This is a genomic window from Marisediminitalea oceani, assembly GCF_003731635.1.
Classification (GTDB): domain Bacteria; phylum Pseudomonadota; class Gammaproteobacteria; order Enterobacterales; family Alteromonadaceae; genus Alteromonas; species Alteromonas oceani.
In genome coordinates this window covers 1-21,676 of sequence record NZ_RCUA01000021.1, presented here as the reverse complement: position 1 = coordinate 21,676, position 21,676 = coordinate 1, and the positions used below count along the sequence as shown (strand labels likewise).

Annotated in this window: 24 protein-coding genes and 2 pseudogenes; 11 read left to right on the top strand and 15 right to left on the bottom strand. The window is 47.0% G+C overall.

The window, feature by feature from the left end:
• The first annotated feature begins 6 nt into the window (after positions 1 to 6).
• From D9T21_RS07895 to galE, 3 genes are all read left to right on the top strand, one after another.
• Positions 7 to 1,536, top strand: a complete 1,530-nt coding sequence (locus tag D9T21_RS07895; protein ID WP_123324485.1) for a peptide MFS transporter — start codon at positions 7 to 9, stop codon at positions 1,534 to 1,536.
• A gap of 87 nt (positions 1,537 to 1,623) precedes the next feature.
• Complete coding sequence (locus tag D9T21_RS07890; protein WP_105934369.1) at positions 1,624 to 1,926, top strand: DUF6170 family protein; 303 nt, start codon at positions 1,624 to 1,626, stop codon at positions 1,924 to 1,926.
• Positions 1,923 to 2,936 (top strand): UDP-glucose 4-epimerase GalE, encoded by a 1,014-nt coding sequence (gene galE, locus D9T21_RS07885; RefSeq protein WP_123324484.1) that lies wholly within the window; start codon positions 1,923 to 1,925, stop codon positions 2,934 to 2,936. Before D9T21_RS07890 ends, galE begins: the two co-directional genes overlap by 4 nt.
• Before the next feature lie 47 nt (positions 2,937 to 2,983).
• Here galE and D9T21_RS07880 read toward each other — a convergent pair whose 3' ends face one another.
• From D9T21_RS07880 to ccmA, 10 genes are read right to left on the bottom strand one after another with little or no spacing between them, the layout of a single operon-like run.
• The gene (locus D9T21_RS07880; RefSeq protein WP_241155662.1) at positions 2,984 to 3,841 is read right to left on the bottom strand and encodes an MlaA family lipoprotein; all 858 of its coding nucleotides are present in this window, start codon (positions 3,839 to 3,841) and stop codon (positions 2,984 to 2,986) included.
• On the bottom strand, positions 3,838 to 5,064 hold the full coding sequence (gene ccmI / locus D9T21_RS07875; RefSeq protein WP_123324483.1) for a c-type cytochrome biogenesis protein CcmI: 1,227 nt from the start codon (positions 5,062 to 5,064) through the stop codon (positions 3,838 to 3,840). The genes D9T21_RS07880 and ccmI overlap by 4 nt, the downstream gene beginning before the upstream one ends.
• On the bottom strand, positions 5,064 to 5,507 hold the full coding sequence (locus D9T21_RS07870; protein WP_123324482.1) for a cytochrome c-type biogenesis protein: 444 nt from the start codon (positions 5,505 to 5,507) through the stop codon (positions 5,064 to 5,066). Before D9T21_RS07870 ends, ccmI begins: the two co-directional genes overlap by 1 nt.
• A complete protein-coding gene (locus tag D9T21_RS07865) occupies positions 5,504 to 6,103 on the bottom strand; it encodes a redoxin family protein (RefSeq protein ID WP_123324481.1) in 600 nt (199 codons plus the stop codon). The genes D9T21_RS07870 and D9T21_RS07865 overlap by 4 nt, the downstream gene beginning before the upstream one ends.
• Entirely contained in the window at positions 6,100 to 8,097 is a 1,998-nt protein-coding gene (locus D9T21_RS07860) for a heme lyase CcmF/NrfE family subunit (RefSeq protein WP_123324480.1), read from the bottom strand. Before D9T21_RS07860 ends, D9T21_RS07865 begins: the two co-directional genes overlap by 4 nt.
• The gene (gene ccmE / locus D9T21_RS07855; RefSeq protein WP_123324479.1) at positions 8,094 to 8,564 is read right to left on the bottom strand and encodes a cytochrome c maturation protein CcmE; all 471 of its coding nucleotides are present in this window, start codon (positions 8,562 to 8,564) and stop codon (positions 8,094 to 8,096) included. Before ccmE ends, D9T21_RS07860 begins: the two co-directional genes overlap by 4 nt.
• A gap of 5 nt (positions 8,565 to 8,569) precedes the next feature.
• Positions 8,570 to 8,800, bottom strand: coding sequence for a heme exporter protein CcmD (ccmD, locus tag D9T21_RS07850; RefSeq protein WP_123324478.1), 231 nt, complete (start codon positions 8,798 to 8,800; stop codon positions 8,570 to 8,572).
• Complete coding sequence (locus tag D9T21_RS07845; RefSeq protein ID WP_123324477.1) at positions 8,790 to 9,548, bottom strand: heme ABC transporter permease; 759 nt, start codon at positions 9,546 to 9,548, stop codon at positions 8,790 to 8,792. The genes ccmD and D9T21_RS07845 overlap by 11 nt, the downstream gene beginning before the upstream one ends.
• Positions 9,548 to 10,216 (bottom strand): heme exporter protein CcmB, encoded by a 669-nt coding sequence (gene ccmB / locus D9T21_RS07840; protein WP_123324476.1) that lies wholly within the window; start codon positions 10,214 to 10,216, stop codon positions 9,548 to 9,550. The genes D9T21_RS07845 and ccmB overlap by 1 nt, the downstream gene beginning before the upstream one ends.
• Complete coding sequence (ccmA, locus tag D9T21_RS07835) at positions 10,213 to 10,842, bottom strand: cytochrome c biogenesis heme-transporting ATPase CcmA (RefSeq protein ID WP_123324475.1); 630 nt, start codon at positions 10,840 to 10,842, stop codon at positions 10,213 to 10,215. Before ccmA ends, ccmB begins: the two co-directional genes overlap by 4 nt.
• 235 nt (positions 10,843 to 11,077) lie before the next feature.
• Between ccmA and D9T21_RS07830 the strand changes: the two genes are divergently transcribed.
• Together D9T21_RS07830 and D9T21_RS07825 are read left to right on the top strand one after the other, a co-directional pair.
• Positions 11,078 to 13,369 carry a hypothetical protein gene (locus D9T21_RS07830; protein ID WP_164464613.1) on the top strand — a complete coding sequence of 764 codons (2,292 nt, stop codon included), beginning with the start codon at positions 11,078 to 11,080 and terminating at the stop codon, positions 13,367 to 13,369.
• Positions 13,366 to 13,677, top strand: coding sequence for an EscU/YscU/HrcU family type III secretion system export apparatus switch protein (locus D9T21_RS07825; protein WP_123324473.1), 312 nt, complete (start codon positions 13,366 to 13,368; stop codon positions 13,675 to 13,677). The genes D9T21_RS07830 and D9T21_RS07825 overlap by 4 nt, the downstream gene beginning before the upstream one ends.
• On the opposite strand, the gene D9T21_RS23110 is transcribed toward D9T21_RS07825, so the two are convergent.
• The 4 genes and pseudogenes from D9T21_RS23110 to D9T21_RS07805 all read right to left on the bottom strand — a co-directional run bounded on the left by D9T21_RS23110 (position 13,674) and on the right by D9T21_RS07805 (position 16,518).
• Positions 13,674 to 14,192 carry a type II secretion system protein gene (locus D9T21_RS23110; RefSeq protein WP_123324472.1) on the bottom strand — a complete coding sequence of 173 codons (519 nt, stop codon included), beginning with the start codon at positions 14,190 to 14,192 and terminating at the stop codon, positions 13,674 to 13,676. The two genes, D9T21_RS07825 and D9T21_RS23110, sit on opposite strands and share 4 nt — an antisense overlap.
• A 176-nt stretch (positions 14,193 to 14,368) precedes the next feature.
• Positions 14,369 to 14,830, bottom strand: a pseudogene (locus D9T21_RS07815) (recombinase RecA family protein); the annotation flags it as partial.
• Positions 14,831 to 15,123: 293 nt separating this feature from the next.
• Positions 15,124 to 15,786, bottom strand: a complete 663-nt coding sequence (locus D9T21_RS07810) for an HAD-IB family phosphatase (RefSeq protein ID WP_164464612.1) — start codon at positions 15,784 to 15,786, stop codon at positions 15,124 to 15,126.
• A 126-nt stretch (positions 15,787 to 15,912) separates the two neighbouring features.
• Complete coding sequence (locus D9T21_RS07805; protein WP_123324470.1) at positions 15,913 to 16,518, bottom strand: HAD-IB family hydrolase; 606 nt, start codon at positions 16,516 to 16,518, stop codon at positions 15,913 to 15,915.
• A 535-nt stretch (positions 16,519 to 17,053) separates the two neighbouring features.
• Between D9T21_RS07805 and D9T21_RS07800 the strand changes: the two genes are divergently transcribed.
• From D9T21_RS07800 to D9T21_RS07780, 5 genes are read left to right on the top strand one after another with little or no spacing between them, the layout of a single operon-like run.
• Positions 17,054 to 17,293 (top strand): hypothetical protein, encoded by a 240-nt coding sequence (locus D9T21_RS07800; RefSeq protein WP_164464611.1) that lies wholly within the window; start codon positions 17,054 to 17,056, stop codon positions 17,291 to 17,293.
• Between the two features lie 28 nt (positions 17,294 to 17,321).
• Complete coding sequence (locus D9T21_RS07795; protein ID WP_123324468.1) at positions 17,322 to 17,606, top strand: hypothetical protein; 285 nt, start codon at positions 17,322 to 17,324, stop codon at positions 17,604 to 17,606.
• A gap of 2 nt (positions 17,607 to 17,608) precedes the next feature.
• Complete coding sequence (locus D9T21_RS07790; protein WP_123324467.1) at positions 17,609 to 18,175, top strand: recombinase family protein; 567 nt, start codon at positions 17,609 to 17,611, stop codon at positions 18,173 to 18,175.
• Complete coding sequence (locus D9T21_RS07785; RefSeq protein WP_123324466.1) at positions 18,168 to 18,617, top strand: hypothetical protein; 450 nt, start codon at positions 18,168 to 18,170, stop codon at positions 18,615 to 18,617. The genes D9T21_RS07790 and D9T21_RS07785 overlap by 8 nt, the downstream gene beginning before the upstream one ends.
• Entirely contained in the window at positions 18,614 to 20,869 is a 2,256-nt protein-coding gene (locus tag D9T21_RS07780) for an AAA family ATPase (protein ID WP_123324465.1), read from the top strand. Before D9T21_RS07785 ends, D9T21_RS07780 begins: the two co-directional genes overlap by 4 nt.
• A gap of 69 nt (positions 20,870 to 20,938) precedes the next feature.
• On the opposite strand, the gene D9T21_RS07775 is transcribed toward D9T21_RS07780, so the two are convergent.
• Positions 20,939 to 21,136: a hypothetical protein gene (locus D9T21_RS07775; RefSeq protein ID WP_123324464.1), complete on the bottom strand. Its 198-nt coding sequence runs from the start codon at positions 21,134 to 21,136 to the stop codon at positions 20,939 to 20,941.
• A gap of 289 nt (positions 21,137 to 21,425) precedes the next feature.
• On the opposite strand from D9T21_RS07775, the pseudogene D9T21_RS07770 reads away from it, so the two are divergent.
• Positions 21,426 to 21,676: pseudogene (locus tag D9T21_RS07770) on the top strand (hypothetical protein); the annotation flags it as partial.

Genomic DNA, 21,676 nt, shown 5'->3' with positions numbered 1-21,676 from the left:
TCTGTTGTGACAACAAAAACTTCTAACGACACCAGTTTTTTCGGCCATCCAAAGGGTCTGAGAACGTTATTTTTTACCGAAATGTGGGAGCGCATGAGCTACTATGGCATGCGTGCTCTGCTCGTGCTGTTCATGACAGCCAGCTTGCAAACACAAGGCCTGGGCTTCACCGTAGCATCAGCCGGCGCCATATATGGCCTGTACACCGGTGCGGTATATTTTCTTGGCTTACCCGGCGGCTGGTTTGCTGACCGTCTGATTGGCGGTAAAAAAGCCGTTTGGTACGGCGGTTTAATTATCTTCGCCGGACACATTGTACTGGCTGTCGACCTGCAAAACCTTTTCTTTGTCGGACTTATTCTGGTTGCCACTGGTACAGGGTTACTTAAGCCAAACATTTCAGCCATGGTTGGTCAGCAATATGGTGACGACGATAGCCGCCGGGACAGTGGCTATGCCCTTTATTACATGGGCATAAACATCGGTTCTTTGATTGCGTATCTGGTCACAGGTTACCTGCAGGAGAACTGGGGCTGGCACTATGCATTTGGCGCCGCTGCAGTGGGTATGGGCTTTGGCCTCGTTCAGTATTACTTTAGTAACCGTTCTTTAGCTGCAGAGTCGGTTGAACCTGCAAACCCATATGTCGGTGCCGCGAAACAGCGTGCCTGGCTAAGTGTATTCGGTGTGCTGGCAGCAGCCATTGTGGTCATTATCCTGGCACATATGGGCACCATCGTTATCGAGCCCGTCGCTCTTGCCGAAAAAGTCGCTATTATTTTCACCGCCATTTTCTTTGTTTATTTCGGTTTCATCTATTTTAAAGGTGAGTTAAGCGATAATGAAAAGCAACGTATGTGGGCCCTGTTTTTAGTCTGTGTTGCCTCTGCATGCTTCTGGTCAGGCTTCGAACAAGCCGGCTCTTCACTGAATTTATTCGCTCAAAACTATACCGATCGCGCACTGGAAAGTGGCTCATGGCTGACATCATGGTTTGGTATGGATGCTATCCCTACCGTGTGGTTCCAGCTCTCTAATTCACTGTTTATTATTATTCTGTCGCCGTTTTTTGCAGCACTTTGGATTAACCTTGCCAAACGCATGATTGATCCTTCTTACACCATTAAGTGTGCAATCGGTATTGTGATTATGGCTTCAGGCTTCCTGGTCATGTTTATGGCATCTCAATATGCGGCCCAAGGACTTAAAGTAGCCCCTATGTGGCTGGTAACTACTTACTTCCTGCATACCGTGGGCGAACTCTGCCTTAGCCCGGTAGCACTAAGTGCCGTAAGTAAATTGTCACCTAAGCGTTTTGCGGGTCAAATGATGGGCGTATTCGTACTCACCTACTCTATTGGTAATATTATCGCGGGCCTGCTTTCAGGAAACTTTGACCCTGAGAACGTGCAGGAAATGCCAAACCTGTATCTTCAGATCGCCTTGTTTAGTATTGCCATTGCAATTGTGATTGGCTTGATGAGCTTTAAATCCCGATTCTGGGAAAAAGCCGGTATTGGAGAAAAGGCGCAATAGTGACGCCTGTGTTTTAAACACTGGCTGATTGCCATACAATAACCGCCGTGACGTCATGTCCCGGCGGTTTTTTATTAAGAGCACTATATGCATTTATATTTTTCGACGCGCAATATTCCTGGTTTAGCTGGCCTGCCTCTGGCAGAACGAATGCGCCGGCTGGAACGAGCGGCCAAAAAACTCACGGTTCCTGAAAAGACCGTACTGAACATTCTTAAACTACTGGTGATTGTACCGGCGTTTGCACTACTCCTTCGTGTTGCAGCCGACTGGACGTCGCTTTTATGGGCATTGCTGGTTTTCCTGCTATATCCCATTATTGTGAAACCTGTACAATACTCGTTAAGCGCCAAATATTTAGAATCGTTGTCACACAAGGATAAGCAATGAAAACAATACTTGTCACCGGTGGAGCTGGCTATATCGGCAGCCATACCGTACTGCAATTACTGGAAGCGGATTATCAGGTTGTGGTATTTGATAACCTCAGTAATGCCTCAGAGGAATCCCTCAAGCGCGTGTCAGCCTTAACCGGTAAAGCCGTCACCTTCGTACAGGGTGATATCCGTAACACTGAACAGCTCGATGAGGTTTTCTCAAACCATGACATCGATGCCGTGATTCACTTCGCCGGCTTGAAGGCCGTTGGTGAATCGGTACAGAAGCCATTGGAATACTATGAAAACAACGTTTACGGCTCTGTCACGCTGTGTGATGTAATGCGTAAGCACAACGTTAAGAGTATTGTTTTCAGTTCATCTGCCACTGTATATGGCGATCCGGTTTCGCTACCATTAAGAGAAGATATGGCTACTGGTCAGCCAACGAATCCTTACGGAATGTCCAAACTGATGGTAGAGACTATTCTGACCGATCTGTATCAGTCAGACGAAGCCTGGAATATCGTGTTACTGCGTTATTTCAACCCAGTGGGAGCGCATCCTTCAGGTCAGATTGGCGAAGATCCTAATGGTATTCCTAATAACCTGATGCCTTATATTTCACAGGTTGCTTCCGGTAAACTTGAGCAATTAGCAGTTTTTGGTGATGACTACGACACACCGGATGGCACCGGAGTTCGCGATTATATCCATGTAGAAGATTTAGCTAATGGCCATTTGAAAGCCATCGAACGTCTTGACCTGAATATGGGACTGGATATTTATAATCTGGGTACCGGGCAGGGTTATTCTGTTCTGGAAATGATTAAGGCCTTTGAAAAAGCTTGCGGCAAGGCTATAAACTACAAGATTGCACCGCGTCGTTCAGGCGACGTAGCAGCCTGCTATGCAGACCCCACCAAAGCGGCTACCGAGCTTAACTGGAACGCTCAGAAAACCCTCGAGGATATGTGTGAAAATGCCTGGCACTGGCAATCACAAAACCCACAGGGCTATTAACCCTTAAAATAACAAAAGGCGCTTAACGCGCCTTTTGTTTTAGCTTTCTAGTTGTCCACTGCCTCATCGAGTGGCTCACTTTCCAGATCCACATCATCAAACAATGCCTCAAATTCGTCGAACTCTTCGGCTTCTTCCTCATCGGGCTGCGCATCGAGGTTCTTACCATCCGTTACCCGAAACTCAAGGTTTTGAAAATAAATGTTTTTAACCTGCTCGTAAGGATCTCTGGCGTTTTCAATCTGACCTTCCTGGCCCAGCAACTGAGCACGAGCCTCCAGTGCGCCAACAGTAAACCTTAATACGTTAAGATTACCTGTCATTAGTGTCATTGGAAAATAGAGGTTATCCACGATATCCCCGGTAAAGCTGCGCGGATCGCTGGGCCCTCTGGCGGGCAACATCAAAAACGGCCCGCTTCCTACCCCCCACTTACCGAGGGTCTCGCCAAACTCTTCTTCCTGCCGTTGTAAACCCATAGCACCTGCAACATCAAAGAAACCCGCTACACCAACCGTCGAGTTAATAACAAAACGGGTAAAGCTATCAAAAGAAGGTCCCACCTTACCCTGCAAGAGGTTATTAAGCATATTGGCAGGTTCGGCCAGGTTTTCTACCGCATTAGAAAGGCCAGTTCGGGCAAAACCTGGTACTACGGTCACGTAGGTGGTTGCCGCTGGACGCAACAAATACTTATCGAGGATTTCCCAGTTAAAATCCCACACAACGCGGTTAACACTCTCCAGCGGGTCGCGCGGATCAGAGTAGTCAGGCGACGTACTGGCAGAATTAGCCGGCGAATTGGCCTGAGCCTGCTGCTCGGCATTATTGCTGGCGCAGCCTGAAAGAAACAAAGCGCCTGAGAAAAGGAGAAATAACGAAAAGCGACGCATAGATAATGTCACATTAATTCCTTGTTGATTACGATGGTTTGATCGATAACTTTACCGTTTTCCACTGCAGTCTCCATCGTGCCTTCAAGATCGCCTGGTTGAGCAGGCGCTTCCTGATCGGCTGAAATACGGGCAATCAGGCGGGCTGTCGAAAGCTGCTCCAGTGAATAATTAGGCGCCATGGCATTCTCGCTGGTTAACGTTACAGTTAACGGTAAATTATCTAAGGGTAACCTTAACACCGCTGCGGGCATCCGGTTATCACTGTTGGCATCCTGGGCAAATACAAACAAAAACCCGTTATCCGGCAGATTGGTTGCCAGCTCTTCAGTGATTTCCACAGTCAGGTTGAAACCGGTAACAGTTGCTTTTGCTGGTTGCTCTCCATTTAAACTGGCCAACCTTTCAGTTAACTGCATGGCGATAGGACTGTCAGCAGGAAGCTTCCCCTCCAGCCTGGCAAGACTATTAGCCAATAGTACCTTATCGCCTAACCGGCCTGCCACAACTGCCTGCATTAGTACCAGGTTATCATTTTGTTGTTGCCCATCAATCAATGAGGCTAATAAACGCCGGGCGTTTTCAAGCTGGGCTTTGTCATCACTCATCATCAGTGCACGAGCATAAGTCATGCGCACGTTCTCGTCATCAGGCGAGAAATGCAGTGCTTTCTCCAGCGCCGCGTAAGCTTCTTCTGTCTGACTCAGAGCCATCCATATACGACCAAGATACATCCACCCCTGACCATCTTCAGGGTTTTCCTGCAGACGCTTGCGGATAGCCAGCGTCAACTGCTGAAAATCCTGCGGGGTAAAGTTTTCGCCCTGACCATCAGCCAGCTTGGCACTGAGCTTGGGTAACGCATCAAGCGCTGCCTGCGCGTCCTGCAAATGATCAATATTACTGGCTTTAAAATATGCAAAGCCACCAACCAGCAAGGCCAGCAACGCGCCACAAGCCAGTACAAAAGAAGCATTTGCCGATCCTTTAGATTCTGCCTGTTGCTCTTCTACCAGCGATATTTTAATTTCATCACTGGCCTGACGCATATCCTGCTCACTGAGCAAGCCCTCGTCGACTTCGCGTTGCAATTCCTTTAAACGCTCTTTAACCACAGCAATGTTAGCCTGGGTCAGATTTTCCTGTTCCGGACGCTGCTTTAACCAGGGTAAAACCACCAGCAGGATCAACATGGCTATCAGTGCAACGACAGCCCCAATAAACATCCACGACATTACTTATCACCCTGCTTTAACATCGCCTCAGCTTTGGCCAGCTTGGCGGCCATGTCTTCCGGCGGAGTCGACTTCCGTCGAACAATAACTATCACAAACGCCAGCAAGGCGAATAACACCGGCGCCAGCCATAACCACATTGTCACCGGCGTTACCGGGGGCTTATAGCTGATAAAATCGCCATAGCGGGTTTTCATGTAGTCAATGACTTCATCACCGGTTTTACCCTGTTTCACCAGGTTATACACCTTACGACGCATGTCATGGGCAATCATGGCGTCAGAATCGGCAATATTCTGGTTCTGACACATAGGGCAGCGCAGCTCCTCGGTGAGCGACAAAAACAGCTGACGCTGCTGCGGCGTATCAAACTCATAGCTATCTTCAGTCGCCACAACCGAAGCAGAGATAAGTAATAAGACCGTCAGAATTACTGTTTTCATTCAGCACTATTCTCCTGCGCCATTTCCTGTTGCAACTGCGCGTATAAAGGGCCTACCTTATTGTTCCAGACACGTTCGTTAATATCACCGATATGATGCATACGGATCACACCGTTATGGTCGATAAGAAAATGCTCTGGCGCGCCGGTAACACCCAGGTCCAGTGCCGTATCACGGTACACATCGAAAATATGAAACTGATAAGGGTTACCAAAGCGGTTGGTGATCTCTTCAACTTCCTGCTGGACCCGGTTTAAGGTTTTGGTACCAAACTCCGGATCAAGATCCTGATCAAAATATAAACCAACGATGCTGATCCCTTCCTGTTCAGTGAGCTCAGTCAGATAAGGCAATTCCACGGCGCAGGTCACGCACCACACGCCCCACACATTCAGTAAAGTCACCTTCCCTTTGAATACCTCAGGCGTATAGGTCGTTTCCGGGTTCATCAGGTCCGGCAACGAAAAAGCCGGCATAGGTTTGCCTTTTACCTGAGAATCCAGCTCCCTGGGATCAGAAAACAAACCGCTGAACAAAAACACCACCAACACCAGAAAGGCCAGCAACGGCACGCCAAAAATCATTATCTTTTTCATGCTTTAGCCTCCCCGCCGGTTGCTACACCACTCACCGCAGCGCGCACTTTAGCAACTTTGGCCATACGATAACGTTTATCACTCATCGAACATATTCCGCCAATAGCCATTATGACGGCTCCGGCCCAGATCCAGGTAACAAAGGGTTTGATATAAACCCGTATCGCCCAGGCACCATCGTCCAGCGGCTCTCCCATAGCGATAAACAGATCCCTGAAGATAGTCGAATATATCCCGGCTTCTGTCATCGGCATACGCTGCACCAGATACAGGCGTTTCTCGGGCTCAAGATGTACCAGCTTGTCACCCGACTCATATACATCAAAAATCCCCACATCGGCGGTATAGTTCGGCCCGGTGCGTTGCTCTACCTTACGGAAGGCAAATTCATACCCAGACAAGGTGACAGACTCGCCGGGCATCATACGAACGTCTCTTTCCACTTCGTAATTGCTTACCAGCGTGATGCCAATCAGCGTTACCGCAAAGCCCAGGTGACCAAGGATCATGCCCCAATGACTGGGCGTGAGCTTACGTAAGCGTTCGAAAGCACTCAGACTGGTATCCATGGCAGACACTCTTTGTACTACTTCCAGGGTCGTCGTAATCAGGATCCAGGCGCTAAGCACCAGTCCCAGCGCCGCCATGTAAGTGGGTGCATCGTAGGTAAAGTTGATTAACACCCCAGCACTTACGCTTAGGCCAAAGGCAATTAATAACGTTTTTTGTACCTGAGAGGCCGGTTGGTGTTTCCAGCGGGTCAGTGGCCCAAGGCCCAGAAACAATACAAAGGGCACAATCAGCAGCGTGAACATCTGATTAAAAAACGGCGCACCGATGGAAATAGACCCTAGTCCAAGTTCCTTATGCACCAAAGGCAACAGCGTTCCTAACAGGACAACCAGAGTTGCTGCGCACAGGAACACGTTATTCCCCATCAGCAATACTTCACGGGAGAATAGCTGGTAACGGCCCGGGCTTTTTAACTGCTGCGCACGCAGCGTATAAAGCACTAAACTGAAGCCGGTCAATAACACCAGAATACCCAGGATGAAGAGTCCACGAGCCGGGTCGCTGGCAAAGGAGTGCACCGATACTATCACCCCGGAACGCACCAGGAAGGTACCTAATAAACTTAACGAGAAGGTGGCAATCGCCAACAATACTGTCCAGGATTTAAACGCTTTACGTTTCTCAGTTACCGCCAGGGAATGCATTAACGCAGTACCCACCAGCCAAGGCATAAAGGAAGCGTTTTCTACCGGATCCCAGAACCACCAGCCGCCCCAGCCAAGTTCGTAATAGGCCCACCAGCTCCCGAGCGCAATGCCTACCGACAGGAAACTCCAGGCGGCAATCACCCAGGGACGGGACCATCTTGCCCAGGTTGAGTCCAGCTGCCCGGAAAGCAGCGCAGACACCGCAAACGCAAACGCCACAGAAAACCCGACATACCCCATATACAACATAGGCGGGTGAATGATCATGCCAAAATCCTGCAGCAACGGATTCAAATCCCGGCCGTCCACCGGGAAATAAGGCAGCATGCTGTCGAAAGGATTAGACGTCAGCAGAATAAACAAATAAAAACCCACGGATACCATGCCAAGCACTGCCAGTACCCGCGCAATCATGATTTGCGGAATACCGCGGCTAAACAGGGCCACGGCCACCGTCCACAATGACAACATCAGTACCCAGAGTAAAAACGAACCTTCGTGCCCGCCCCAGACAGCCGTGACCTTATAGTACACTGGTAAACGGCTGTTAGAATTCTGCGCAACATAATTAAGCGAAAAGTCATCGGTAACAAATGCATAGACTAAACAGCCAAATGCCAGGGCAGTAAAACTAAACATGGCAATGGCCAAAGGACGTGCGGTGCCAATCATGGCATTGTGCCCTTTAAACGCGCCCCATAGCGGATAGACCGACAATAAAATGGAAGCAACCAGCGCCAGGGCGACGGCAATATTACCTATTTCTGGGATCACGAGCCTGTATTTCCTTGATTGGGGTTAACATGCTTAATGCCTTTCATCTTCTCGGCAAGCTCTGGCGGCATGTATTCTTCGTCATGTTTAGCCAGTACTTCTTCGGCCTCAATAACGCCAGATTCCAGTAATACGCCGGTAGCAACAATGCCCTGCCCTTCACGGAACAAATCAGGCAGAATGCCAGCATAACGTACCGTTACCTGCGGGCCGGTGTCGATAAGATTAAAGCTCACCGCCAATGATTCTGAATCCCGGCTCACGGTGCCCGGTACCACCATGCCACCAATTCTCAGGCGCTGACCGACCGTAGGTTTTACCCCTTCTTTACCCTCGACAATTTCTGAGGGCGTGTAGAACAAATCGATATTATCGGTTAATGCGAATAGCATCAGCGTGATCGCACCAACAATCAGTAAACCTATGCCACCAACGGCAGCGAGTCGTTTTTGTCGTCTTGGATTCATACTGCTTAACTACCTGTCTGTTGTGATTCAGATTGCAATGCCTGGGCCTTTCGCGCCGCCGCAATTCGGGCTTGGCGCGCTTGTTCTTCGCGGGCATTGCGCAACAACTTTTTATGGGTGCTGGCACTGTCGATAACGACCCACACAAGCGCCAGTAAAGACACACCAAACGACAGCCACACATAGAGGGCATAGCCGCCCATGGCCAGGAAGTCCTGTAAACTATCAAACTGCATGGTCATCTCCGAGCGCTCGCGCCGCCAGATCTTTCACCCAGGGGCGGTGATATTCTCGCCGAATGATTTCATTTTTCATACGCATTACGGTCACTGCTGCAATAAATAAGGCCAAACCCAGCAAAGCGATCAATAATGGCCACAGCATCTCAGGCGCAATGGAAGGTTTATCAAATTTACTGATCGTCGCGCCCTGATGCAGGGTATTCCACCATTCAACCGAATAATGAATGATGGGCACATTCACCACACCAACCAGAGCCATTACTCCTGCCGCTTTACCCGCCTGCTGTTTATCTTCAAACGCGCCATAAAGGGCAATCACACCAAGGTAAAGAAATAGCAGAATGAGTTCAGACGTGAGTCTGGCATCCCAGACCCACCAGGTCCCCCACATGGGTTTGCCCCAGGCCGCGCCGGTAAACAGCGCAATAAAGGTAACAACCGCCCCAGTAGGCGCCATGGCAATCATGGCCATGAACGCAGTTCGCCATTGCCAGACAATGCCCACCAATGCAGCAATCGCCATAGCCACATAAGTACTCATCGACAAAATGGCACTAGGCACATGAATATAGATAATCCGAAAAGAATCACCCTGCTGGTAATCCTGGGGGGCAAAGGCCAGCCCCCAGATACTGCCGGCGATTAAGCACAGGATACCCGGCCAGAGAAAATAGGGCTGAAGCGTTACGCACAGTTGATACGCTCGCTCAGGTTTTGCATACGGATGTAACCACTTCCACATCAGTTTTGACTCACTTTAAGTGCATAAGCAATTGCAAAGGGGGCTGATGCCATCGCCAGCATTAGCATGGCGCCAATAATAGCAAGTTGTGCCCGGTAAGGTAATTGGAGCGCGGCAGAATCTACCGCCGAGGTGGCAAATATCAATAACGGAATGAACACCGGTATTAACAGGAGCGCCAACAAGACACCGCCACGTTGTAAACCTACCGTTAACCCTACTGCTATTGCCCCAACCAGCGACAATAGCGGCGTGCCCAGCAACAGAGTTAGCATTAAGGCGATATACATATCGACCGTCAGGTTCAAAAATAGTGCCAGTAACGGTGAAAAAAGTGCCAGCGGTAAGAAGCTCACTAACCAGTGCACCAGCACCTTAACCGCGGCTATAGCCGCCACGGATTGCCCACTCAGCATATACTGCTCCAGCGATCCATCCCAGAAATCATCACGAAACAGGCGCTCCATGGCCAGCAGGGAGGAGAGAATCGCTGCTATCCAGATTACGCCTGGTCCTATCTTTTGCAGCGTTACCGGCCCAGGCCCAATGCCGAGGGGAAAAAGCGTGATAACCATGAGCAAAAACATCAGCGGCTGGGCCAGCTCAGAACGCTGTCGAAAAGCCAGCGCCATATCCCGCTTAAAGATACCGTTTATCAATGTATTCATAACCGATACTCCAGCGCTAACTCGGTAAATGGGCCTGCGTGCTTGCTAAGCGGCTGATGCGAGGTAGTAATAATCGCGCCCTGATTAGCAACATGCTCGCGCATATGGGTTTCGAGCAGTTCAATGCCATCGGTATCCAGCGCGGTAAAAGGCTCGTCAAGGATCCAATAAATCGCTTGTTTTAGCCATAAACGGGAAAGCGCTACCCGGCGCTGTTGTCCGGCCGACAACATTCTTACCGGCACGTCCTCAAGCCCGACCAATCCTAACCTGGCAAGCACTTCATAGGCCTGTTGCGCATTAAAATCCGTGCTGTGTTGAGCACACCAGAAACGCAGATTTTCCATGGCAGTCAGTGCACCATTAATACCAGCCTTGTGGCCAACGTAGATCAGTTGCTGATTAAATCTGTCCCGCACTTTATCCAGCGGCTCTTCATTGAGCATTAACTGGCCGCTCTCGGGCGCCGACAAACCGGTTAAGATCCGCAATAAACTGGTCTTACCCGCGCCGTTAGGACCCCGCAGGTAGATGAGCTGACCGGGCGATAAGCAAAACGACAGGTCAGTAAACAATACTCTGTCACGTTTAATACAGGTTAAATTGTCTGCAGCAAGTCCTGCCAAGATGCATCCCGTTCTGTTAGCAAAAAAATCCGCCGCATTCTATCATAAACCAGCCGCTTCGCATCTTACCAAAAGGGCGGATCGGCAAATTTCTGATCTATTTCAATCTTTGGCACGATTGACATTATACTTAACTGTTGAAACTGACTGCCGATAACGACTTATGCAATCATCCAATCTGCCACCACAAGCAAGCGCCGAAAGCAGTCGAGTGAACGCTGCGGAGTCAGCGAACGTGACAACCAAAAGCCAGGCAATTGCCAGAATTGCTCAGGTTTTACAGCCTGCGCAGATTAACGTTTCAGCCGCAGCTCAGGTATCAATGCCGTCAGCCGAACAGGCGAAAAGCAGCCGGGCGTTACCCGCCAGTAACACCAGCGTGTTTATGGCCACAAACCAGCAGCTTCTGCAAGTTAGACCGGCTGTACGCCTTACCAGCGCCGAGAACCTTCTGCTGGTGCGATTGCAGGCAGAAGCGCCGATTCAACCGCCGCAGGGTTCCCCTGTCCCTGTTAAGACTCTATTGCCGCCGGATACCGGTTCAGTGGCATTGCCAACTTTACTAAAGCTGTCGCCGGAAACTATTCGCCAACAGGTATCCCAGGCGCAGTTTCAGTCGCTAATGACGGCATTATCCCGGACGTTGACTACACCAGTCACGTTACAGGCCACGGTTATTCAGCAAGACAATGCCTCAATAAGGGTAAATGCCGGTGCTGAGCGGCCTTTAATTATCGATATTCCGTTAGCAAAAGCGGCCAAACAGAGCGAAACCTCATTATCTGCTCTCTTAACCAACAAACCTGCTTTACCGGCAACAGTAACGCTAACCGTTTCATTACGGCAAAATCAATTACAGGTACAAATTACTCCGCAGTCATCATCGGTACTTACGACACCAGCCAGTGCGTCTGCACCGTCATCAAATGCGCCAGCGAGCGCACTTCGCACGGTTAACGTACCGTTGAATTCGCCTGTGGCGAATAAACTCACTCAGGCAGTGACTCAGCAAATGCCACTTAACGTGGAGCCGCCTAAACTGGCAAGTTGGGTAACTCAGTCACTCCCGCCTGCCGCAGCAAAGTCATTTCAGCAATTGAGTCCCATGCTCCCTGCAACAGTGAGTATAAAAGGCAGTGAAGTAACCATTACCGGCAGCAAGACTCAGCTTTTAGCCGTTACTACAAATTCAACCACCGCTATCACGCAATTAGCGCCCAAGGTCAATCCTCAGCAAATGGGGCAACTTAATATTCAAAGCACGACTGCTAGCAACATCCCCCAGGTTACGATCAAGCCATTAGCAACCGAGCTTCAATCGAACCCAGGACAACCAACTCAACAAACATTTTCATTGTCGACGAAAGCAGGAGCGCCTAAAGCGGATATCAGCCCGCCTCAGCAGGCAATAGTGCGTTCAGGTGCATCGGACAACGTAGTAGGCAAGCCAGTAATACCGTCAGACGTAGAAAGTATTGCGAAGCATAAACTGGAGCAGCTTCCCGCCGAGGCAAAAACTGCGCTCACGCAATTCATTCGCTCTGCCAATCGAATTAATGTCAGTAACACGGATTCGTTGCAATCGAGCCTTAATGTGCTTATCACTACACTGCAAAAATTCGCTAGTGCTAACCCGGCCCTTGCCAAACCCGTTAACTCGGTGATTGAGCAGTTACAACTCAATTTATCAACGGCCAACAAACTGCCCACCGCAGAATCGTCAGCGATTAAGCCCGAAGTCACTGGCTCTTCTGAGCCGGTGACAGCAAAAACCGGCACCGACTCAGTTCAACAAAGTACAGCGCTTAAACAACTACTTACGTCACCGGCATGGCTTCAGTCGCCGTTAACGCTCTCATCACCGCCGACAGGACAGAATTTTTTAAGCGGGCTTATTCAGTTGTTACAGGTGTCATTGCTAGGCAGACACTTTAAAACCCATGAAGATATCGATCAGGCGCTTAACCGCCAGCGAACTTCTGCACCAAAAGGTAATACACCAAACAGTCTGCTCGGTTCAATTACCGGGCGTCAGGTCAGAGAATTTGCTCAGATCGACAACCAGCAAAATCTGCTCAAGCAGCTTAAAGGCTTACTTGCCGGGCATCAAAGTGCCAAGCTTGGTAATATGGAGCAAACGCTACAAGGCAATGACAGTTTTTATTATGTGCTGCCCGGACTATTACCCCAGCAAAAGCCGGCTGAACTGCTTATCCGTCGCGAGCGGGAACGCCAGCAAGAACAACAAAGCGATACCGCTCAAACGCAATGGCACCTTACGATGAAGCTGGATATCGGAGAACAGGGAGAGCTGCTCACTAAAGCGAAAATTCGTGATGAACAGCTTTATCTTGATATTTATTCGTCGAATCAGGCGTTATTGGAAAAAGTCGGCGTAACTCTGCCTTTTTTACTCAAACGCTTTACTCAACTTGGTTTAACCGTTGAAGAGCATAAGCTTCAACTGGGCAAAATTCCGGATACCCTGGCCACCCGCCCCTATCAGATACTGGAGACACAGGCATGACCCGTAAAAGCAAACGCGCGGTGGGCATTAAATATAATGAAGCCGAACCGTCACAAGCACCAACGGTTGTCGCCAAGGGTTATGATGATCTGGCTGAAGCGATTATTGCCAGTGCGAAAGCGAATGGCGTGCTGGTTCACGAAGATCCCTACCTAAGCGAATTTCTGACTACCCTGGATCTCGGTCAGTCGATTCCTGAACCTTTATATTATGTTATTGCCGAATTACTGGCTTACTCGTATGTATTACAGGGTAAAGTGCCAGAAAACTGGAAACAGGCATTTCCCGGCATCGAAGAAAAAATTTAAAGGGTGCTATCTACAGACACTTCGCCGGTATTCGAGTCATAGAATATCGAATAGCCAGGCTGCACTACCAGATAAAAGGTACAGGTATTAGCATTATAAGTTGCCTGATAATCGGCAGAAGTATCCTCTGCAACGGTGGGCGATCCATCCAATAACACAGCGCTCCAGACAGATGTACAATCCCAGGCATTATCCAGCATTGGACTCGCTTCATAGGGCAGGTAGCTCTGCGCAGGCCAGCCATTGACATTTATGTCCATAAGATTCTCACCGTTACCGTACAAATCAAGATTATCCACGGGCCCGGAGTTACCGCTGACGGCCCATTTAAGATGAGCCAGTTTGATCGCAGATTCAAAAGCCGTACCGGTTCCTTGAACAGATGCCGCATATGCATCGTCCTGAAAGTCCACGAACCGCGGTAAGGCGGTAACAGAAAGCACACCAATTAAAATAATCACCGTAATTAACTCAATCAGTGTAAAGCCTGACTGTCGGGGACTACCGCAAAACATCGAATTAAACCAACCAGTTACAACTTGCTAAATGTGAGTCTACTGTAAACCTATGATCCACGAATGCCAATATTTTATTTGTCACATAAAAAAGCCCATCCAAATGGATGGGCAAGACTATAAGTTAGGCTTATAGGGGGAGTTTCCAACGGGTGTTGAAAAATGTCACTGTTATATTAAAGCGCGTCTTCAGGCTCTACGTCGTCGGCTTTAATATTTTTCGATAACAGTAATTCTGCGCGGATCTTGGTTTCAATATCGTTAGCGATATCCGGGTTTTGCTTAAGGAATTTCACCACGTTCGCTTTACCCTGACCAATTCTGTCACCGTTATAGCTGTACCAGGCACCGGCTTTATCAACCAGCTTTTGCTTAACGCCCAAATCAATCAGCTCTGCTTCTTTACTGATACCAGCGCCATACATAATTTGGAATTCAGCCTGTTTAAATGGTGGTGCCACTTTGTTTTTAACTACTTTCACGCGGGTTTCGTTACCTACCACTTCATCGCCCTCTTTTACTGAGCCAATACGACGAATGTCCAGACGAACAGAGGAGTAAAACTTCAGTGCATTACCACCAGTAGTGGTTTCCGGGTTAAACGTTAAGTGTATAAAGAGCACCATTTTGTTCAAGCGGTGCTCTATTCAATACATGATCAAACCATACCAATAGTCTGTGTATTTGCCGAATATTAATATGATGGTATTACTGTAGATTGACAAAAAAGGTATTGTCCAAACAAAAAACAGTCATACTGAGCAGAAAAGTATCATACTTTTATCTCCTCGATGTTAAAGGCAGCTTTAGACAAACAAGGGACATTCAACGCCCGCATAACGGGCAATAACACGTAGGCTAAAATTGGAGCGAAGCGACTGAGCCTACGTGTTATTGTCCCAGCGAGCCCGCGAGCGAGTTTATGCGTTTGTTATGCCCAATTTAAAACTGCCATTGCCTTATTAAACGACTTGGTAAACTTTCTAAAGCACCTTGGACTTGGGTTGATAATATATCGCTTGTTGCAAAGTTTAAGCATTGGTATATCGGCTGAACTGTCTGAGTAGCCAATAACTAAGTCATATTTTTCTAAATCAAAAAGTTCTCGTACTCGCTCTACTTTTCTAGATGCGTAACAGTGAAATTTACTGATAATGCCGCCGAAAAAGCGAGTTTCTTCAGAGCAGACAAATCTTACGTTAGGAAGGTGATTTTGAGCAAAGACAGCTTTAACCATCCAGTCTGATGCACCACTCACGACTATTACGTCATCTGTATTTGAAGAGTGTAAGAGTAGTTGTTGGACAGCGTCGTTGAAAATTATTGTTGAACTGTCACTGAGGTACATTCGGATAAACAACTTACGCAGGTGCATAATTTTTCTGTCGCTGATTCCCAGTGTTGCTAACCATAGAAGTATCGAGAATCCTACATGTTTAGTTCTCGCATGAAACAGAAATGGCGTAGAGATTGGCAAAGACAAAAAACAAAAGAGCAAACGTAAAGGATTTCGGCTAAGCATAAATTTCATGTACGCTGCGCCAGTATCCCTATTTATTATAGTTTTATCGAAGTCAAAAAGTACCAAGTTCATGTAGCTAAATTCTTCCTTGATTGGGCATAACTTTCCAATAACGGGCGCAGACATGTGGGGCATAATGGCGAAGCCGCCCCGCGTGTATGCGTCCCAGCGAACGAAGTGAGTGTGTTTATTGGCTTGTTAGCAGTCATTTGCTGAAAAAGGTTTACCCCTAAAATAGCTTTCATGTGCTAATTTGAGCATCGCGTGATCTTCTTTAGTATCGCCGTAAGCAATTACTTGCTCAAAGGAGTCTAAGTTAATTGTATTTTTAATACTATCTGCCTTCCTTTGACCACTGCAATCACCGTTAACATATGAACCAGTAAAGTACCCGTCTTTTTCCTCAAGTTCACTGCAAATTAACTCAATACCCAAGCCTTTGCACCAAATTTTGAGATATGGAGAAATTGACGCAGAAACTACAACTACATGATCGCCAAACTCTTTGTGCTTTTGTATTTGGCAAAGCATATTAGGTCGAATTACTTTAGGTAAGTATTTATGAACGTAATCTTGTGCTCTCTGATTTATGTCATCAACCTTAGTTCCTTTAAATGCTAATTTTGTAATTACAGGTCTTAATAAAGGGGACGGCAGTAATTTTAACTTATTAAGAAGTATTAAAGGGGAAAGGAGGAAACCTCCTAAAATAAGCCTAAAAATACTCGCGTTCGAGATTACAAATTTTGTATAAGTATCTCTTGTCGTTATTGTTCCATCAAAATCGAAGAGCGCAAGTTTCAAATATTTCTCCTGACTGCTAACATTTAAATGATGCGGACCCTAAGAACCGCATATAAATGAATCACTATCATCATAGTACAGCTTTACGCTGCCAAGTCATACACTTAGGCGTTCGCAAAACTGGTGAGTGAAAATAAAAGCGAATACATGAAATGACTGTCGGGCCGAACGGCAGCTAAACGTACATTTGAGCCGTTCACTGTGGTACTTTTTTGTGCCGTATTTTTCGTCGAGTCATCAGATTCGCAACAAATAGTATGATTGATTTAATAAATAGCGGATTGTTCTTTTGTCTGAAGCATAGGATTGTGGTTTGCAAAAGTATAATAGTTGTCTGTTAAACAACACTTACCTCATTTTGCAAAATTTAGCACATATGTTTTAGATTTACTATTGTACGGTACATAAACATCACATTTGACTTTTGTACCCACCTCCTGAATACTGTACATAAGTTATAACTTAGTTAACACTCAATATTAACACAAAGAGGGAAGATGCGATGTACGTTTACAATGGTCGGGAGAACTTTCGAGTGAATATGGAAAGAGGTGTAAGTTTCATGGAGTTAGGTTCATTCAATGGTCGACTCGTGATTATTCGTGCGGAAGAAGACGGTTTCCCTCCTAAACGAACATTTAAGCACTCTCGCGATCTGTTTTATATTGCACCTCCAGAAGTAGATGACGAAGAAGCAGTTAAGCAAACGATGGATGCAGGCAAGGATCTAACATTGCTGAAAAGCGCAATTGAGTACATTGAGTCTATAGAATGAGAGTAGTAAAGAAACGAAGTATACTTTTATGAAGCTTGACGTTGAAATCATCAGTATAGACGCAGACCCATGGGCATTGTTGACTAAGTTAGCTAAAGCTAAGTTCAGAGCAGATGAGATCCACGAAATCCCCGGTACGGATACGCTAAATGTCGATAACGGGATGAATGACCTTCGAGCCAAGGTTGTAGGTGACACTATTGAATTTGGGGTTCGCTATAAACGCGATGAAGTGCAGTATGAGCAAGCAATCTTAGACTTTTGCAGAGAGAATGCGCTTACGCTTCGATTTAATCCAGTAAGAGGCAATTGATCATGGCGCTTATTGGGTTTGCACGGGTAAGTACGAAAGATCAGGATTTGTCCACACAGCTTGAATTACTTAATAACGCTGGCTGTGATGAAATATTTCATGGGAAGCAAAGCGGCGCTTCCGATGAAAACAGCAAAAAGCTTGATGAGCTTGTACGTTACATTAGGAAAGGCGATGTCGTTGTCGTTACGAAGCTTGATCGACTTGGCCGCTCTCTTCGCTCCATTCTAAGCACTATCGATGATATCCACACAAAAAAAGCCACGTTACGCAGTCTAGATGGCGCGATTGACACCTCAAACGACTCCCCCTTTTCGAAAGCTCAAGTTGCCCTTCTCGGTACATTCGCGCAGCTTGAGCGAGATTTAATTGTGTCACGAACCGCTGAAGGTCGAGAGCGTGCAATGAGCGCAGGCGTAAAATTTGGCGCACCGAAAAAGATTGATGATAAACAGAGAGAGATAATCAAAAAGGCTTATCAAAACGGGAAAACGATGGAGGAACTGGCGAACAAATACGCTGTATCCCGTCAGACAATATCTCGGATCGTGGGAGGTAAACGTGGGTAGAGCGCAAATTGCTGTTGATAAGCTAAATGGCTGGTATCAATCACAAGATAAATCTTCGATTCAGTCATACATTAAACACGATGGTGATCTCAACAAAAACCAAATCGCAAGGGATGCAGGCTTTGGCAGAAAAGCATTAATGGACACTGTGAACGGCAACCCACGCCTGCAAGCACGCTACGAAGAAATCGTGACTGAGATGCAGAAAAACAAATGGCTGCTCATTGAGTTTGATAATACAACCTCTGAGCAATCGACAGGGATTGATAGCCTCGCTACGACAGCAATTCAAAAAGAGTTAGACAAAACGAGACGTCACGTAGCAGACCTAGAGTCTAAGCTCGCCAAAGCTAATGCAAAAATAGCGCAGACAGAATCGCAGTTTTCACAATTAAGTGAGATGCGGGAAGTCATGGTTGAATTAGGCTTACCAACTCGATGATCATGTTCGCCAGCGCAGAGAGTACAGTCGAAGATTTCGAAATTCGTATCACAAGCATACGTCAATTAAACGATAAAACTGCCATGTTCGCGGGTGTTGCTACCTCCGATAACATCGTGACAGATGCGTCTACTTTGATTTTCGTTGAAACGCACCCGGATCGTCTAGGAGGAATGGAACCAGCTGTTGGCCAGCATTGGGAAATTACTGGATCATGCAGTAAATCCACTCAGCGCTACGAAAGACACAGCCGCCCCGTTTTACTTGTCAGTGCGACAAAAGCTGAGTGTATTGTGCCTGCTGATCATGAAGCACTGGTGAAGTTTATTTCCAGAGACAAGGATTTCGCAGGTATCAGTGAGAACAAAGCAAGAAAGCTTATAAAAGCCTTCCCAGAGGCTCCGCATCAAGCTGTGTTGCAGAATGACGTCCAAACCCTAGCCGATGCATGCGACTTAACAAACAAGGCCGCAGAGCGGCTTAAAGACGGCTTTAGGAAATATCACAATATAAAATATGCGAAGTGGCTATCCAACCACGGCGTTCCATTAAGCATTGTTTCGCGCATTATCAAATATCATGATTATAGAACGATTGACTTGATCACAGAAAATCCATGGCGATTGATGGACTTTGGCATGCCCTTCGATAAAGCCAGCGATATCGCACGACAGATCATAAAGTCGAAAGACGGAGAAGTAAGCGAGGAGAAATACAAAACAGACCCAAGACGAATTATCGCCGCCACTGAAGATGCAATGCACAAAATCGCGAGTCGCGGTCACACCGTGGCTACACATCGACAGATCATTAAACACTTGAGCGACAAGCATTTCGATATAAAGCTCGCAGAAGCAGCTATAGAACTTGCTGTGCGCTTCAAGAAACTAATTTGTGTTGAAAATAGATTGTATCAGCTGACTGGCACATACATACATGAAGCGGTGATCGCAAAGCGTTTGCTAAAACTGACTGCGATTGAGCAGTGGAGTGCAGATGAAGAAAAAGCATATAGAGAAGCGCTGGCTGAAACGCCATTTTTAAACGACAATCAAAAGCTCGCTACGCAACGCTCCGTAATGTATGGCGCATCCGTCATTACAGGTGGCGCAGGTACAGGTAAGACAACTGTACTAAGAACCGTGCTGAGTACCTATTCAAGCCTCGGTTATACGATACAAGGTGTTGCCGTTGCAGGCCGCGCTGCTATGCGTATGCATGAAGGCACAGGCTGTTATTCATGCACAATTGCAAAATATTTGCGTAAAGACTCACCACGGCATGGTGATAAGTATGTTCTTGTCATTGACGAAGCTAGCATGCTCGATGTGCAAACAATGTTTGCGCTTGTCACGCATTTACCTGATACAGCGCGGATCATCTTCGTCGGAGATGTTCAGCAGCTTCCCTCCATTGGCGCGGGTCGGGTGTTCGCAGATATTATCAATAGCAATAAAGTGCCCGTGACCATTCTCGAAAAGAATGAGCGCTCAGAAGACTCTACAGGTATTCCGCATTATTCCGAATGCGTTATCAAGGGGGAAGTGCCAAAGCAACTAACAATGGGTAACATCACGTTTCATGATGTATGTGTTGATGCAATTGAACGCACTGTTGATGCGTTAGTCGCTAAAAGCAATGATGAAACTCAAGTTGTCGGCATGACACGCAAAGGCTTTAAAAACATGGCTGGGATCGAGCAAATTAATCGCAACGTTCAAGCTACACTCAATCAAGATGGTAAAAAAATCTCGGTAAGCGCGAATGGTCACCATCAATTCGTCGATCTCAGAGAGAATGATCGCGTTATTTTTACGCGAAATAATTACGACAAAGCTGTGTGGAACGGGACACTCGGTACAGTGCATAACATTAACCAGCGTGATGATGTCTATGCGGAAGTGCATACAGACGATGGCGACATCATTGAAATAACTCACAGCATGCTTTTCGAGATGCAGCTCAGCTACGCAATAACGCTGCATAAAGCCCAAGGTTCACAATTCAAGCGAATCATCATCACGCTTACCAACACAAGGATGCTAGATAGAAGCTGGCTTTACACAGCAATCACCCGCGCTGAAACACACGTCGATATTGTTGGGCCTAAGGAGCTACTACTGCAAGCTATTGCAACAGAAAGTAAAGCTATGCAGCGACAGACTCGACTTAAATCGATGCTCGATAGTGACTTCGTTGTGTTAAAAACAAAAGATGATGGGACGATTTGGAATATCCCGAAAAGCGCATAATGGAGGTGTGAATGAGTAGTTTTAGCTGAGATAAAAAAACAAAGTCGCGAAAATGATAATCACACCAACTCATTCGAAGTTACCTAAGCTTTTCACATCGACCCATTTTTCAAGTTCGTCCCTTCCGATCTGCTCAACTATTTGAATGGGCGTCATACCATAAGCGGGGATCACTTCGCTTGTATACCAGCGCCATGCTTCATCCTCAGTGTAAAACCACGTATCCACTAGCGCATATATGTAATTGAAATGAATGTCGTCGCTCATAAGTCAGCCCCCGCAGAATGGATCATACTAAACGTGTCGATATTCGTCGATTCTGTTAACGTTATTGGTTGATTTATTTTCTACGGGGTAAAGGTCGCAATTATAGTTATCTCCCCGAAGAAGATGAAAAACTTCTACCCCGTAGAATGCGTATTCTGATGTTCTCGATCGCTGATTCTGGCTAGCCCGATCAACTCTATTCCGGTCATTCGATCACAGACTTTTTCTTCACCACCCGATCAGTCTTTTATGCTTGTTAACTTCTTTTAATTTTAAAGAGGAAACAAGTATGTCAAAACCTACTGACATAGAACGCGTTAAAGCGGTTCTCTATCTTAAGCTTGATGAAAACCTCAGTAACCGGGACATCGCCAGGAGACTGAATGTGGGGGCTGCCACTATATCTGATATTCTCGGTAAATTCAGAACCCTGGATTGTGGCTGGCCGTTACCTGAGCATGCCTCCGATCAATGGCTACATCAGTCACTTTATCCTGACAGGAAAGCGGGCCGTATTAAACCTGATTATGGCCTGATGGA

What these genes read in the sequence shown, in the direction of transcription:
- D9T21_RS23110 (WP_123324472.1), bottom strand. Translation starts at nt 14,192, where the DNA reads ATGTTTTGCGGTAGTCCCCGACAGTCAGGCTTTACACTGATTGAGTTA.
- galE (WP_123324484.1), top strand. Translation starts at nt 1,923, where the DNA reads ATGAAAACAATACTTGTCACCGGTGGAGCTGGCTATATCGGCAGCCAT.
- ccmD (WP_123324478.1), bottom strand. Translation starts at nt 8,800, where the DNA reads ATGCAGTTTGATAGTTTACAGGACTTCCTGGCCATGGGCGGCTATGCC.
- D9T21_RS07825 (WP_123324473.1), top strand. Translation starts at nt 13,366, where the DNA reads ATGACCCGTAAAAGCAAACGCGCGGTGGGCATTAAATATAATGAAGCC.
- D9T21_RS07780 (WP_123324465.1), top strand. Translation starts at nt 18,614, where the DNA reads ATGATCATGTTCGCCAGCGCAGAGAGTACAGTCGAAGATTTCGAAATT.
- D9T21_RS07865 (WP_123324481.1), bottom strand. Translation starts at nt 6,103, where the DNA reads ATGAAAAAGATAATGATTTTTGGCGTGCCGTTGCTGGCCTTTCTGGTG.
- D9T21_RS07790 (WP_123324467.1), top strand. Translation starts at nt 17,609, where the DNA reads ATGGCGCTTATTGGGTTTGCACGGGTAAGTACGAAAGATCAGGATTTG.
- ccmI (WP_123324483.1), bottom strand. Translation starts at nt 5,064, where the DNA reads ATGTCGTGGATGTTTATTGGGGCTGTCGTTGCACTGATAGCCATGTTG.
- D9T21_RS07890 (WP_105934369.1), top strand. Translation starts at nt 1,624, where the DNA reads ATGCATTTATATTTTTCGACGCGCAATATTCCTGGTTTAGCTGGCCTG.
- ccmB (WP_123324476.1), bottom strand. Translation starts at nt 10,216, where the DNA reads ATGAATACATTGATAAACGGTATCTTTAAGCGGGATATGGCGCTGGCT.
- D9T21_RS07810 (WP_164464612.1), bottom strand. Translation starts at nt 15,786, where the DNA reads ATGAACTTGGTACTTTTTGACTTCGATAAAACTATAATAAATAGGGAT.
- D9T21_RS07870 (WP_123324482.1), bottom strand. Translation starts at nt 5,507, where the DNA reads ATGAAAACAGTAATTCTGACGGTCTTATTACTTATCTCTGCTTCGGTT.
- D9T21_RS07775 (WP_123324464.1), bottom strand. Translation starts at nt 21,136, where the DNA reads ATGAGCGACGACATTCATTTCAATTACATATATGCGCTAGTGGATACG.
- D9T21_RS07845 (WP_123324477.1), bottom strand. Translation starts at nt 9,548, where the DNA reads ATGTGGAAGTGGTTACATCCGTATGCAAAACCTGAGCGAGCGTATCAA.
- D9T21_RS07795 (WP_123324468.1), top strand. Translation starts at nt 17,322, where the DNA reads ATGAAGCTTGACGTTGAAATCATCAGTATAGACGCAGACCCATGGGCA.
- ccmE (WP_123324479.1), bottom strand. Translation starts at nt 8,564, where the DNA reads ATGAATCCAAGACGACAAAAACGACTCGCTGCCGTTGGTGGCATAGGT.